General features: G+C 68.6%; 7 protein-coding genes, 1 tRNA gene and 1 other RNA gene. 5 read left to right on the forward strand and 4 right to left on the reverse strand.

Annotation, left to right across the window (positions count from 1 at the left end; genetic code table 11):
• Positions 1–127: 127 nt before the first annotated feature.
• The 4 genes from ACZ4LX_RS27680 to ACZ4LX_RS27695 all read right to left on the reverse strand — a co-directional run bounded on the left by ACZ4LX_RS27680 (position 128) and on the right by ACZ4LX_RS27695 (position 6,395).
• Positions 128–3,205 carry a type I restriction endonuclease subunit R gene (locus ACZ4LX_RS27680; protein WP_467649546.1) on the reverse strand — a complete coding sequence of 1,026 codons (3,078 nt, stop codon included), beginning with the start codon at positions 3,203–3,205 and terminating at the stop codon, positions 128–130.
• A complete protein-coding gene (locus ACZ4LX_RS27685; protein ID WP_467649547.1) occupies positions 3,205–4,416 on the reverse strand; it encodes a restriction endonuclease subunit S domain-containing protein in 1,212 nt (403 codons plus the stop codon). The genes ACZ4LX_RS27680 and ACZ4LX_RS27685 overlap by 1 nt, the downstream gene beginning before the upstream one ends.
• A complete protein-coding gene (locus ACZ4LX_RS27690) occupies positions 4,409–5,980 on the reverse strand; it encodes a type I restriction-modification system subunit M (protein WP_467649548.1) in 1,572 nt (523 codons plus the stop codon). The genes ACZ4LX_RS27685 and ACZ4LX_RS27690 overlap by 8 nt, the downstream gene beginning before the upstream one ends.
• Before the next feature lie 327 nt (positions 5,981–6,307).
• Positions 6,308–6,395, reverse strand: a tRNA-Ser gene (locus ACZ4LX_RS27695).
• Between the two features lie 132 nt (positions 6,396–6,527).
• Here ACZ4LX_RS27695 and ffs point away from each other — a divergent pair.
• From ffs to ACZ4LX_RS27720, 5 genes are all read left to right on the forward strand, one after another.
• Positions 6,528–6,622: signal recognition particle sRNA small type (ffs, locus tag ACZ4LX_RS27700), an RNA gene on the forward strand.
• A 122-nt stretch (positions 6,623–6,744) separates the two neighbouring features.
• Positions 6,745–8,934 (forward strand): DNA polymerase III subunit gamma and tau, encoded by a 2,190-nt coding sequence (locus ACZ4LX_RS27705; protein ID WP_467649549.1) that lies wholly within the window; start codon positions 6,745–6,747, stop codon positions 8,932–8,934.
• A gap of 227 nt (positions 8,935–9,161) precedes the next feature.
• The gene (purD, locus tag ACZ4LX_RS27710) at positions 9,162–10,412 is read left to right on the forward strand and encodes a phosphoribosylamine--glycine ligase (protein ID WP_467649550.1); all 1,251 of its coding nucleotides are present in this window, start codon (positions 9,162–9,164) and stop codon (positions 10,410–10,412) included.
• A gap of 366 nt (positions 10,413–10,778) precedes the next feature.
• Positions 10,779–12,527, forward strand: a complete 1,749-nt coding sequence (locus ACZ4LX_RS27715; RefSeq protein ID WP_467649551.1) for a hypothetical protein — start codon at positions 10,779–10,781, stop codon at positions 12,525–12,527.
• A 229-nt stretch (positions 12,528–12,756) separates the two neighbouring features.
• A complete protein-coding gene (locus ACZ4LX_RS27720) occupies positions 12,757–14,220 on the forward strand; it encodes a N,N-dimethylformamidase beta subunit family domain-containing protein (protein ID WP_467649552.1) in 1,464 nt (487 codons plus the stop codon).
• Positions 14,221–14,326 lie beyond the last annotated feature (106 nt).

A 14,326-nucleotide genomic window follows, 5' to 3' on the forward strand; every position in this document is an offset into this window, starting at 1 on the left:
CCCCATGCACGCACCCGCACCAGCCCCCTGGCAGCACTTCGCCCCGCCGCATACGACGGGGCGAAGCAGCCAGGCCCGAATTAACCAACAGCGTCCCACCACAGGCTGCCGGGCCTCAGCACGCACATCAGTCGACGAGATAGTGGGCTTCGACGTAGGCGACGGTGGAGCCGTAGGGCTCTCCTACCGGCTTCAACATATACCGGCGGAAGACTGCAGCGGTGGCACGGCGGACGCCGCGATTGCGGGCTTCAGCGTTGTCCCATGACTGGGCGAGGGTGCGCCTGACCACCTGGTCGATCTCCTCGGCCAGGTTCTGCTCCGTGACGGTGAGGCCGGACGGCGCGTGGTCATGGATGATCCGCGACAGGACTCCTACGTGGTCATCGTCCAGTACAACGGCTTCGTCGGGGTGCTTCTCCGCGTTCACGATGGCATGGGCGACCCGGAGTGCTTCGGCCAGGAACTCCAGGGCGTCCTGGGCGTTCTGGATGATCCGGTCCCGCAGCTGCCTGATCCGCTCTGCCAGGGCGGTGTACTTCGCGGACCCCGGTTCGACGCCCTTCTCAAGGGCCGCCTTGATGTGGTCCAGGATCTCCGCCGCAGACGGCGGCCTCTTGTCCTCGCTGTCATCCTTGTCGGGCTTGGGACGGACGAGGGCCAGAAGCTCTTTGAGGATTGTGATGCCTTGGGCATCCAGGACGAGGGCTTCTTCCTGGGACGCGGCCACCGAGAAGGAGTGGACGTGGGCATTGATTATCTCCAGGACCATCGGTCCCAGCTCGCCCAGTCGCTCCTTCCTTTCCTCGTCGGAGGACTTCTTGAACAGGGTCGTGTACACAGACCCGAAGAGCCCGAACCCGTCCTGGTATTTGGTGACGCGCTTGTCCGTGTTGATGAGTGGGTACAGGCGGGCTAGAAGCCGGTAATTCTTACTGAAGACCTCGGCGGCGGCCGGATCGCCGGCCAGGTAGCTGTTGATGACGCGTACGGACTCGTAACCGTTGGCTGTGAGGTCAAGGCCGTCCACGTTCGCGAGGAGGTCCTCGATGCAGGCGAAGGTGGTGCGGAACTCGGCGACCAGATCGGTCACGTCGGTGACGAATCCGCCGCCCTTGCCAGCGGACCCCTCCGAGGTGGGGTCGACGACGGCACGCTGGACCTCTTCGGCCAGGCTGATGTAGTCCACGACCACGCCGGTGGTCTTCACGAATCCGGCCGGGGACACCCAAGTGCGGTTCGGGCGTGTAATCGTCTGGAACAGGTTGTGAGCTTTCATCGGCTTGTCCAGGTAAAGGACGCCCTCGTTGGGGGCGTCGAACCCGGTCATCAGCTTGGCCGTCACGACCAGGAAGCACAACGGGTCATCGGGAGTGAGGAATCGCCGCTTCTGGTCCTCCTCGTCGACCTCGGAGAGCCTGTAGGGCCGCATGGTCGCTTCCTCGGACTTGGCGTCCGAGACGTGGATATTTACCTCTGCGGTGATCCGATCGTGCTTGCCGACCTCGGCGAGTACCCGAGATGCCTCAAAGCCGGCCAACAGCTCGTTGATCTTGTCCGTGTATGCCACGGCCAGCTCACGGTTGTAGGCAACGACCTGCGCCTTGAGGCCGTTGCGATAGGTGCCAGCCAGGTAGTGGTCCACGATGTCCTGGCAGACCGTGTGGATGCGTTCAGGATTGGCGAATACCGAGGTGAGGCGCCCGAACTTACGGGACAAGGTTTCACGGTCGGGGTCGTCGAGGTCGAATTCGTCGGCGAACTGGTCGAACTCGGCCTGTAGGGCCCGGTCGTTCATCTCGAAGGTGACTGGGTGCGGGTCCAGCATGACAGGAACGGTTGCCTCGTCCCGGAGAGACCGGGACACCGAATACCGGTGCAACACCCTGTTCGGGTCGGTCTCCTCACCGAAGAGGGCGAAGGTGTTGGTGGCGAGATTCCTGACGGGTGTGCCGGTCATGCCAAAGAACTTCGCGTGCGGCAATGCTGCGCGCATCTGCCCCGCCAGGGACTCTTCCTCAGATGACTGCGTGCGGTGTGCCTCATCGACCAGCACGATGATGTTGCGGCGGGTCGACAGGTTCTTGCCGGCATCGGCGAATTTGTGAACGGTTGTGGAGATGACGCCGCGCACATCGTCAGCCAGCAAGGAACGCAACTCCTTGCTGGTGGAGGGCTGGTGGAAGTAGGCGTCGCCCATCGCGGAGGTGAATACCCCGGAGGTTTGCCGCACGAGCTGGGTCCTGTCCGAGAGCAAGATGATCGTCGGCGATTCGGTGCGGGTGTCAGCCAGCAGCAGCGAAGCGGCGAACACCATGAGCAACGTCTTCCCGCTGCCTTGGTGGTGCCAGACCAGACCCTTCTTGCCGTCGGCCAGGACCCGTCCGTGGATCAGATGGGCGGCCTCCATCTGTGGGTAGCGGGGCAGGTACTTCTTGTCTGCCCCGCCTCCAGAGGTGTCGAAGAGGACGAAGTTGGCGAGCATGTCCAGGACCGTGGCCGGGTTGAGCAGCAGCTCGACGGAGCGCCGCACGTCGGCCTGCCCGGACAGGTTCTCGTCGTCTTCGGTTGATCGGAACGGCTGCCACAGGTTCAGCGGCGCACCAGCGGCGCCGAACCGCAGTTTCAGCCCGTCGGAGGCGACAGCGAACACGTTGGGGGTGAAGAACCACGGGTACTCGGTGGCGTACACGTCGTTGATCTCGCGTGCGGCCTCGGCCCACCCTGACTTAGCGGTCGGTGACTTCACCTCTACGACAACGAGAGGCAGTCCATTGACCCAGTACACGAGGTCGAACCGGCGGGGGGTCTTGCCGGGGACGGTTATGGTCACCTCGTCCGACACGACCAGGGTGTTGGCGGTTGGGTGCTCGAAATCGATGACCTTCAAGGCGTGCCATACGCCGTCGGCGCCCCTGAACTCCTTGTGCCCGCGCAGCAGTTCCAGCACCTGTTCGTTGGCTCGCACCAGCCCGCCGTCGACGGCGTTGACCGCGGCGACGATCTCCTCGACCACGGCGTCCACGCCGAACCCGTCGATCACCTCAGGGTTAAGCCGGACGATGGCGTCCCGCAGATGGCCGGCGAGAACCGTTTGTGTCGTCTCACGCGGCAGTGACCTGCCCGCTTCGAAGCCCCACCCCATGGGGAGGGACCACTGGATCATCAGGTTCTGGAACTCGCGTTCCGCGATACCCATCGCCATCAGGCGACCTCCAGCTCGGCTGACTCGATGGTGATTGCTCGATCCAACAGCCCTGATAGCAAACCAGCTCGAACCTGACGGAGACTTGTGGCCTCCGCGCGCAGCGTGATGACGAGTGCGTCGACCGCCGCAGCACGCTCAACTAGTGCTGCCTGTTCCTCTGGCGAAGGCACGGGCACTTCGCGAGCGATATATTCCTTTACTGACAGATTAGTGATGCCAGTCGTGCGGCGTGAGTAGTTGCGGGTGATCCCAGATACCCAGTCGTGTCGGAGTCGCCAGAACACCCACTTTGGGAGCGCCCTCTCAGGCTCTACCCGCATCAAGCGCTGGAAGTCGGTAGGCACACACGGTGCTAGGCCGGGGCCCGCAATAGCGACTCTGCCGACGGGCTGCTCGGGTGAACCGCCAGATCGCTCCAGGATGATGTCCTGCTCCTGCACCGTTCGGGTGTCAGCCTGCTTGGTCGTGAACGACCGTACTGGTGAGCCGTCGGTTACGAAGTCGGAGGTGCCGGGCGCGTAGATGCGAGGCCCAAGCGCAAGGCGATCAACTTCCCCTTCACCCTCAGGCTTGCCCCAGACGCCCCCGACCACATGGGAGCACAGATCAACAATCCGCTGCGGTTTGCCCATGACGGTCGCGAAGTGCTCTGCGAGCACCGAGTTGAGAAGCCTCCGTGCGGTGCTGGCCTCGGATTCAAGCGCAGCAATCTGGTAATCTACCGCGCCGATAATCTTGACGATCCGCTCCTGCGTCGACCGCGGCGGAATGAAGATCGGAGCCTCTTTAAACACCGGAATAGTTGTGCGGCGACGCCGAGCGATAGAGCCGATTGCGCGACTGTCAAAGTACGGGGTGAGTACACCGCCTTCGAGGACTATTCCCCAGAACCTGGCGTCCTGCCCTTCGCGTACACGGAACACCGGGTAGACCGGAGAGGTAACGCCGGCGCTGTCGCGGAGCCATTGCCCAATGGCTCCGGTCCAGAGGAGGTATGGGTTCCAAGCGATGTCGAAGGGTTGGAGTACTTTGTACTTGCTCGTGTCCTCAGTAGCGACCCTCTTGTTGAACACCTCGCTCTGGGGGACGATGCCGCGCCCCTCGGTAACGCTGAGGACCACCTCGACAACCTTGTCCTTGTTTCGGACATCGACGTGTTCGAGGACGTCATCCAGAGTGCCTGGTTTCCACCCGGCGGGCTCAGTCATCGAAGCCCTCGATCCCTGTGGCGGTGAGGACCTGCAGCATGCGAGCCTCGGCCCGTTGCCGGTCGGCCCGGGCGAGGTTGTAGGCGTCGACCAGAACGTCCAACTCCTCCTGCTCAGCTGTGGCCTGCTTGATGTACCGGCCGATATGGAGGTCGTACCCGTTCTCCGCGATCTCTGGCAAGGGAACGAAGCGGGCGGCGAGCCCTCTACCACCATCGAGTTCGGTGGGGGAGGCGTCAGCATTGAAGCTGGAGTGGTAGGCAGCCACCGTATCGGCGATGTCGGTGTCGGTGATCGTATTGCGGTTCTTTCCAGGCGTGAACCGTTCTGATGCGTCAATGAACAGCACACCTGCCCGGCGCTCCGGGGCCTTGGTGCCGGGGGCGCGGAAGACGAGGATGCAGGTCGGGATCGGCGTACTGTAGAAAAGGTTCTTTGGTAGGCCGATGACGGCTTCAAGTAGGTCGTCATCCAGGACACGCCGACGGATGACTGCTTCCTGGCCACCTCGGAAGAGGACGCCATGGGGTAGGACGACACCAGCGCGGCCCTTCTTCGGGGCCATGCTAGCGATCATGTGCTGTACGAATGCCCAGTCCGCCGATGACTGTGGAGCGACCCCGCCGATGGCGCGCGGGTCATTAGTCCAAGGCTTCCACTTGAGGCTGTAGGGCGGATTGGCGACGATCACGTCGAATTGCTTGACGGATCCGTTCGGCCTCTTGAAGCGAGGATCCCTCAAGGTGTCGCCGATCTCGACCTTGAACTCGGTCAGGTTGTGCATGAAGAGGTTCATGCGGGCCACACCCGCAGTGTCCGTCACAGCCTCCTGCCCGTTCAGGCTGAGTGTGTATCCACGCCCGCCTCGGGCTTTGAGGAAGTTAGCGGCGGCAATGAGCATGCCGCCTGAACCGCAGGTCGGGTCGTACACCGACTCGTGGTTCTTGGGGTCCAGCAGTTCGATGATTAGCTCGACGACCTCGCGCGGGGTAAAGAACTGGCCGGCACGAGTACCGGACCCGTCTGAGAACCGCTTTAGGAGGTACTCGTACGCCCCGCCGAGCACATCGTGGGACATATTACCCTCGTGCATTTTGGGGACACGGTTCATCGTCCGCATGACCGACGCCAGCACCTCCCCCGGCAGCACGGCTTCGGAGGTCCACGTCATGGACCCAAACAGACGGGAGAACTTGTCAGGGTTGGCCGACTCGATGGCCTGCAGGGAAGCGCGAACCCGCTGGCCGAGGCCGTGCTGGGCGACTGTGGCGAGGATGGATGACCAAGAGGCACGGCTCTCGGCAACGGTGCCAGGGAAGATGAGGGGGATCTTGAACGTCTGGTAGTTGCTGTACTCGACCTCGTCGGCTTCCTCGGCTGAGAGGTCAAGGTCCTCGTTCTCCTTGAGGAAGGTCTGATGAGTGTGCTCCCAGGTATCCGACAGGTACTTCCAGAACATCAGAGGGAAGACGACCGAGGAGTACTGCGCTTCAGGCATCGCCACGCGCAGCTCGTCGGCGGCGTCCCACAATCGGTTCTCGATCTCTTGCTGGGTCACTGCCATCAGTTGGGGTCCTTGCTCGTGTCCGGGTGGCGATCTCAGGGCCGTGGAGCTGCTGCGGGGCATCCTATTTTGTCCCTCTGACAGTGAGGGTGCGTTCGACCGCTTCTGCTGGCTGGTTCAGGGAACTGACTGGGCTGGGGGCCATGCACGTTGCCTCGGGTCTATGCGGGCCATTCAGGACCAGACGTGGCAGAGCGTCGGCGAAGCCCGTCCGTGGTTGCCCACGACTGCCCGCCCTGCCAACTGAGACCAAAACTGAGACCACGAACGTCGAAGGGCCCCACCGCAAGCGGTGGGGCCCTTCGACGTATTGCCCGGTGAGAGCAATGGCGGAGGATACGAGATTCGAACTCGTGAGGGGTTGCCCCCAACACGCTTTCCAAGCGTGCGCCCTAGGCCACTAGGCGAATCCTCCGGGGCAAACAATACAAGACGTTGAGGAGTGCTCGCGAACACGTTCCGCCTCGGAGCTCTCCGGAGGTTCCGGAGGGGGCTCCGGGTTCGGGGGAGGTGGACTCGCGGGGGTGGGGATCGGCTAAGGTGGGCGTCAGCCCCTCACGTGGCGCTATCTGACTGAACTCCCCCAGGGCCGGAAGGCAGCAAGGGTAGGTTGGCTCTGGCGGGTGCGTGGGGGGCCCTTGTGTGTCCGGACCCGTTTCAGGGAGGGCCGGCGGCGCCCGGATTTCTGCGGTGAGCTGCTTCCGAGGCCGGTGGTGTGCCCGGTCCGGGGCCGGTTGTCAGTCGGCCCCGATAACCTCGTATGTGTGTCGTCCCTTGCGCTGTACCGCCGCTATCGCCCCGAGTCGTTCGCCGAGGTCATCGGTCAGGAGCATGTCACTGACCCGCTGCAGCAGGCCCTGCGGAACAACCGGGTCAATCACGCGTACCTGTTCAGCGGTCCGCGAGGCTGCGGCAAGACGACCAGCGCGCGCATCCTCGCCCGCTGTCTGAACTGCGAGCAGGGGCCCACGCCCACGCCCTGCGGGGAGTGCCAGTCGTGCCAGGACCTCGCGCGCAACGGACCGGGGTCGATCGATGTGATCGAGATCGACGCCGCTTCGCACGGTGGCGTGGACGACGCCCGTGACCTGCGGGAGAAGGCGTTCTTCGGGCCCGCGTCGAGTCGTTACAAGATCTACATCATCGACGAGGCGCACATGGTCACATCGGCGGGGTTCAACGCCCTGTTGAAGGTGGTCGAGGAGCCGCCGGAGCACCTGAAGTTCATCTTCGCGACCACGGAGCCCGAGAAGGTCATCGGCACCATCCGGTCGCGCACCCACCACTACCCGTTCCGGCTCGTGCCGCCAGGGACGCTGCGCGAGTATCTCGCCGAGGTGTGCGGCAAGGAGAACAGCCACGTCGAGGACGGGGTCTTCCCGCTCGTCGTGCGCGCCGGTGCCGGATCCGTGCGTGACTCGATGTCGGTCATGGACCAGCTGCTGGCCGGTGCGGGCGACGAAGGTGTGACGTACGCCATGGCGACGTCCCTGCTCGGTTATACGGACGGCTCCCTGCTGGACTCGATCGTGGACGCCTTCGCCGCCGGTGACGGGGCCGCCGCCTTCGAGGTCGTGGACCGGGTGATCGAGGGCGGCAACGACCCGCGCCGGTTCGTCGCCGATCTCCTGGAGCGGCTGCGCGACCTGGTGATCCTGGCCGCCGTGCCGGACGCGGGGGAGAAGGGGCTGATCGACGCGCCGGCGGATGTGGTCGAGCGCATGACGGCCCAGGCGTCCGTCTTCGGCGCCGCCGAACTGAGCCGCGCCGCCGACCTGGTCAACGAGGGGCTCACGGAGATGCGCGGCGCGACCTCGCCGCGTCTCCAGGTCGAGCTGATCTGCGCCCGGGTGCTGCTGCCTGCCGCCTTCGACGACGAGCGTTCCCTCCAGGCCAGGCTGGACAGGCTGGAGCGGGGCGCGTCCTTCGCCACCACCGGACCGGGGCCCGCCATGGGTTACGTCCCCGGGCCCGAGGCGCTGGCCCACGCCCCCGTCGCACCGCAGGCCCACGCCCCGGCCGCGCACCAGGCCCCCGCGCCGCCGCCCTTCGCGCAGCCGGACGCCCCGTCGGGCCCCGCCGCCGCACGCGCGGCGGCACGCGGGGACGCGCCCCCGCCGGCTCCTGTGCAGGCGGCTCCCGTCCCCGACGCTGTGCGTCCGCCGCCCGCCGAGGCGCCCGCAGCCGGACAGCGGCCCGGCGCCTGGCCCACTGCGGCCGCGCCCGAGCAGGGGCGGCGGCCCGGCGGCTGGCCGACCGCCTCCACCCCGGGACAGGCCCCCGTACCGCAGGCTGCCGCCCCGGCGCCGGTTCCTGCCGCACCCGCCGCCGCGCCGCAGCCCGTCGCTGCCGAGCCCGCCGCGGGCCTGACGCAGGGCGCCGCGCAGGTGCGCAACATGTGGCCCGACATCCTGGAGGCGGTCAAGGGCCGCCGCCGGTTCACCTGGATCCTTCTCAGCCAGAACGCCCAGGTCACCGGATTCGACGGCACCACCCTGCAGATCGGCTTCCTCAACGCCGGCGCCCGCGACAACTTCGCGAGCAGCGGCAGCGAGGAAGTGCTGAAGCAGGCTCTGGCCGAGCGGTTCAACGCGCAGTGGAAGATCGAGGCCATCGTCGACCCGTCGGGCGGTGCCGGCCAGCCTCCGCAGGTCGGCGGAGGCCGCCCCTCCGCAGCCGCGCCGCCCGCGCCGCAGCGCCCCGCGGCTCCCGCCGCACCGCAGTCGTACGAGCCCCGGCCCGCGCCGGAGCGCCGGCAGCCGGGCGGCGGTGGCTCCGCCCCGGAGCCCGCACCGCCGTCGTACACCGCTCCCGAGCCGCCCCGGTCGGTCGCCCCCGAGGACGACACCCCCGAGGCCGACGACCCCGACCTCGTCGACTCGGCTCTCTCCGGCCACGACCTGATCGTCCGCGAACTGGGCGCCACGGTCGTCGAGGAGTACACCAACGAGTAGGGCGTGTGCGGGCGGGGCCCTTCGTCGAGCCGTCCGGGCCGTCCGGGCCGTCCTGGTCGTCCTGGTCGTCCTGGTCGTTCGGGCCGGACGAGCGTCCCCGGACCGGCGCCCGCAGTGTCCACGCCCGGGCACCCGCAGCGTCCCGCCCCTGCACCCGAGGCCTCCCGCAGTGTCCACGGACCGGCATCCGTCAAGGGCGCCACGCCCCGGCGGCTAGGCTGCACCCCGTGAAGGTCCTCGTCATCGGCGGCGGCGCCCGCGAACACGCCCTGTGCCGCTCTCTTTCCCTCGACCCCGACGTCACCGCTCTGTACTGCGCTCCCGGCAACGCCGGCATCGCGGAGGTGGCCGAACTGCACCCGGTCGACGCTCTCGACGGCGCTGCCGTCGCGCGCCTCGCCACCGAACTGGGCGCCGAGCTGGTGGTCGTCGGCCCGGAGGCACCGCTCGTCGCCGGGGTCGCCGACGCCGTGCGCGCCGCCGGCATCCCCTGCTTCGGCCCGTCCGGGAAGGCCGCCCAGCTGGAGGGCTCCAAGGCCTTCGCCAAGGACGTGATGGCCGGAGCGGGCGTCCCGACAGCCCGTAGCTATGTCTGCACCACGCCTGCCGAGATCGACACCGCCCTCGACGCGTTCGGAGCCCCGTACGTCGTCAAGGACGACGGCCTCGCCGCCGGCAAGGGCGTCGTCGTTACCGACGACATCGAGGCGGCCCGTGCCCACGCGCTGGCCTGCGACCGCGTGGTCATCGAGGAGTTCCTCGACGGCCCCGAGGTGAGCCTCTTCGCGATCACCGACGGCACCACCGTGCTGCCGCTCCAGCCCGCCCAGGACTTCAAGCGGGCCCTCGACAACGACGAGGGTCCGAACACCGGTGGCATGGGTGCGTACTCCCCGCTGCCGTGGGCCGACCCGAAGCTGGTCGACGAGGTCATGCAGTCGGTCCTCCAGCCGACCGTCGACGAGCTCCGCCGTCGCGGTACGCCGTTCTCCGGGCTGCTCTACGCGGGCCTCGCGATCACCTCGCGCGGCGTTCGGGTCATCGAGTTCAACGCCCGCTTCGGCGACCCGGAGACCCAGGTGGTCCTGGCCCGTCTGAAGACCCCGCTGGCCGGTGTCCTGCTGGGCTCCGCCAACGGGACCCTGGACGAGCTGCCCCCGCTGAAGTGGCGGGACGAGGCCGCCGTCACCGTGGTCATCGCCTCCCACAACTACCCGGAGACCCCGCGGACGGGCGACCCGATCGAGGGGCTCGACGAGGTCGCGGCTCAGGATGCGCCCCATGCGTATGTGCTGCACGCCGGGACCCGGCGGGACGGCGACGCGGTCGTCAGCGCGGGCGGCCGTGTGCTCTCCGTGACTGCGACGGCCAAGGATCTCGCGGGCGCCCGTGAGCGCGCCTACGCGGCTGCGGCCAGGATCCGGCTCGACGGCTCGCAGCTCCGCACCGACATTGCCAAGAAGGCCGCGGAGGCCTGAGCCCAACCCCTTCCACGCGATCCACGGACAACGGATACCTGAGCCGTCGAGCCGCAAGCCATAGGCCGCAAGCCGTACCGTCCCGACCGCTGCCCCGACCGCCGTCCCGACCGCCTTTCCGGCGACGGGCCCCGACCACCACTGACGCGCCGCTGCCCTATGGGCGGCGGCGCGTCAGCACCTTTGCCCAAAGCCATTCCATCGAGTGACGGCTGAGCCATCCGGATGACGCCCGCCGAAGCCCCAACTAGGGTGCGGCGCAAGCGTTCCGGCACTTGGCCCACCGGCATTGCGATGTCAGTGACGGGTGCCACAGTGGGGGAGTGAGCAACACCGTCCTGGGGGCAGAGGGGGTGACGTCCGGCCATGTCCGGTACCGGTACAGGTGAGGAGCTGGGTGCGCAGGCAGCGCGCGCCCAGGCTCTCGCCCTGCTGCGCATCCGCAGCAGGGCGACGGCGGTGGCACTGCTGCCTGCCGCGTCGGCCGTCGTGCTGTTCGCCGCAGGCGTGCAGGGCTTCGCCGAGGGCGGCGGCTGGGCTGCGGTGCGCTGGACCGTGACGGCCTGCGCCGTCGTCGTCCTGCTCGTCGCCGCGGCCGTCGCGATCGCGGTCGTACAGGCGAAGCCGGCGGTCAGCCCGACCGTCCCGCTCAGCGAGGAGGCGGCCCCGGATCTCTACCGGCTGGTCCGCGATCTGGCGGAGCGGCTGGAAGTGCCCGCGCCCTCGGCCATAGCGCTCACACCCGACTGCGACAGCTGGCTGGAGGACCGCACCCACCCGGCCGCTGACCCGGCGGCCGAGGAGGCCGCGTCGCGCCGGGACCCGAGAGGCCCGGCGGACGTTCCGGGCAGCCGTCCGGGACGCCGGCGCCGGGTCCAGGCGGCGCCCGTGCTGGTGATCGGCTCCCCGTTCCTCTGGTGGATCAGGGTCGCCGAGCTGCGGGCGGTGCTCGCCCCGGTCGTCGCCGGTACCGGCCCCGCCGCCCACCCCGACATAGCCGCGGCCCGGCGCTTCGTAAGAGGACTGGACGGCGCGGTCGCCGACGCGGCCGCACCCGCCCACGGGCCCCTGCGCAAGGTCCTGCGGCTGCCGGGCCGCTTCATCGGACGGATCGCCCGGCTGCTGCTGCGCAGCTGCCGGGGCCATGCCGCCGAGATGGAGCGTGGCGTCGCCGCCGCCGCGTCGACGCGTGCCCAGGACGTGGACTACGGGCTGCGGGTCGTCGCCCAGGAACAGGTCGGTCTCGCCTACGCGGGCTGGGACCGGCTCCTCACCCGCGTCGCGCTTCCCGCCTGGCGCATGGGGCGCTGGCCCTCCCGGCTGGACGCGGGTGTCGTCTCCGCCCTCACCGAGCTCTCCCGCCGCGACCGGCTGGCCGAAGGGTTCGCCACCCGGCTCGGCGACCGCCCCGCCTGCGACCTCCTGGAGGAACCGGGAGCGGCCGACGAGGCGGCGTCCCTGCTGGCCGCCCGCCTCTTCCACGGCGGCCCCGCCGCGGCCGGGCCCGACTGGGCTCCGGTGGACTGGCAGCAGTATCCGGAAGAGGTCGTCGACCGTAAGTGGCGTACGGAGGCGGCGCGGCTGCACCGTGTCCTGGACGCCATGGGTGTGCTCTCCGCCTCCGGCTCCGACACCGCCTGCGCAGCGGTGCCCACACTGGCGCGTGTCATCGAGCACCTTGCCGCAGGACGGGACGGGGGCGAGGAGCTCGCGGCCGGAATCAGCGCGGCTGTGGCCCGGGAGGAGGCGCAGGCCCCGCAGCCGGTCACCGGCGGAGCGAGGGACGCCGGCGGCGCAGGGGGTGCGGGAGGCGATGTGCTGGACCTCTGGGGTCCCGACCCGCTGCCACTCTTCCCGCTCCAGCCGCCCCGTACCGGGACCGAGCTGCTCGCGGACCATGTCGCGGCCATGGTCTGCTGCGCCGCCGTCGACACGGCGGGCGCGGCGCCCGGACTGGACTGGCTCGACGGCCCCGTGCTGCTGGTCGACGGCGAACGCGGGGCCGACCTCGGCAGCCCTGTTCTCGGTCTCGTCGAGGACGGCGACGCGGGACCGCTGCTGTCCTGGCTCGCCTCGGTCGGCGTGCGTTCCGACAAGCCCGTCCGACTCGTCTGAAACCCACCTGGACGGCTTCGTCGAAACCACCGGGACGGCTTCGTCGAAACCCGCCTGGACGGACGGCTGTTCACATCGGCTGACTCCCGATTCCCGGAATATCAGGTTTCGTTAACGTCAATTCGCGACGAACGGTAACGGAGTGCATGCGTTATGTGATGTGCTGGGGGCCGGGCGCTGACAGGCGGCGTGCCACTGTGGTTCCGGGGGCCTGAGGGAGGGGTGCGTCATGGGGGCGGAGCAGATTCGTCGTTGGGAGTCGGGTGCCCTCGCGCACGCCGTAACCGACCCTTTCGGCCAGGGGCCCGTTCCCTGGCTGCGCGGCAGCGAGACCTACTTCGACGACACGGGTCAGGTCGTGCCCTGGTACGCCGACCCCACCCTGTCCCGCGGCTCGAACGGGGGCGGTACCCGTACCGCCGACGACGTCCGCCGCCAGATCAAGGGATTCATCTCCACCGGCGCCGCGGCCCCGGGCGAGGCGATCGACTTCCACATCACCGTGGACCCGCCGCAGCAGTTCTCCGTGGACATCTACCGGATCGGCCACTACGGGGGCGACGGCGCCGCCAAGATCACCACGAGTCCGAGGCTCTCCGGCATCGTCCAGCCGGCCCCCCTCGCCGCCGACCGCACGGTCTCCTGTCACCACTGGTGGCAGTCCTGGCGGTTGCAGATCCCCACGTACTGGTCGATCGGCGCGTATGTCGCCGTGCTCACCACGGTCGACGGCTACCGCTCCCACATCCCCTTCACCGTCCGCGACGACCACCCGGCCGACCTGCTGCTGGTGCTCCCGGACATCACCTGGCAGGCGTACAACCTCTATCCGGAGGACGGCCGGACCGGTGCCAGCCTCTACCACGCCTGGGACGAGCAGGGCAGGCTGCTGGGGGAGGAGGACGCCGCGGTCACCGTCTCCTTCGACCGCCCCTACGCGGGCGCCGGCCTGCCGCTCCACGTCGGCCACGCCTATGACTTCATCCGCTGGGCCGAGCGCTACGGCTATGACATCGCCTACGCCGACACCCGCGACCTGCACGCGGGCCGGATCGACCCGACCCGCTACCGGGGCCTGGTCTTCCCCGGCCATGACGAGTACTGGTCGGTGCCCATGCGGCGTACGACGGAGCGCGCCCGCGACAACGGCACCTCCCTCGTCTTCCTCTCCGCCAACACCATGTACTGGCAGGTCAGCCTCGCGCCGTCGCCCTCCGGCGTTCCCGACCGGCTGCTCAGCTGCCGCAAGCGCCGGGGCCCGGGAAAGCCCGCGCTCTGGCGCGAGCTGGACCGCCCCGAGCAGCAGCTCCTCGGCATCCAGTACGCGGGCCGGGTCCCCGACCCGCACCCTCTGGTCGTACGGAACGCGGACCACTGGCTCTGGGACGCGACCGACGCCGTCGAGGGCGACGAGATCGACGGCCTGGTCGCGGGCGAGGCCGACCGCTACTTCCCGCGCACCACACTCCCCGAGCACGACAACCGCATCCTGCTCGCGCACTCCCCCTACCAGGACGGCGACGGCGTGACCCGGCACCAGGAGACGTCCCTGTACCGGTCCCCGTCCGGTGCGCTCGTCTTCGCCTCCGGCACCTTCGCCTGGTCCCCGGCCCTGGACCGCCCCGGCCATGTGGACCCACGCATCCAGCGAGCCACCGCCAACCTGCTCGACCGCATCTGCAAGCGCGCCTGAGGCCCTGACGCCCCGGCCCGGCTCCCGGCACACCGGCAGGCCGCCCGCGCCCCTCCGCCTCTTTCCGCGCCCCTCCCCGGCGGGCCCGCGCCCCTCCACCCCGTCC

Source organism: Streptomyces sp. NPDC026062, assembly GCF_055568375.1.

What these genes read in the sequence shown, in the direction of transcription:
- ACZ4LX_RS27685 (WP_467649547.1), bottom strand. Translation starts at nt 4,416, where the DNA reads ATGACTGAGCCCGCCGGGTGGAAACCAGGCACTCTGGATGACGTCCTC.
- ACZ4LX_RS27715 (WP_467649551.1), top strand. Translation starts at nt 10,779, where the DNA reads ATGTCCGGTACCGGTACAGGTGAGGAGCTGGGTGCGCAGGCAGCGCGC.
- ACZ4LX_RS27720 (WP_467649552.1), top strand. Translation starts at nt 12,757, where the DNA reads ATGGGGGCGGAGCAGATTCGTCGTTGGGAGTCGGGTGCCCTCGCGCAC.
- ACZ4LX_RS27680 (WP_467649546.1), bottom strand. Translation starts at nt 3,205, where the DNA reads ATGGCGATGGGTATCGCGGAACGCGAGTTCCAGAACCTGATGATCCAG.
- ACZ4LX_RS27690 (WP_467649548.1), bottom strand. Translation starts at nt 5,980, where the DNA reads ATGGCAGTGACCCAGCAAGAGATCGAGAACCGATTGTGGGACGCCGCC.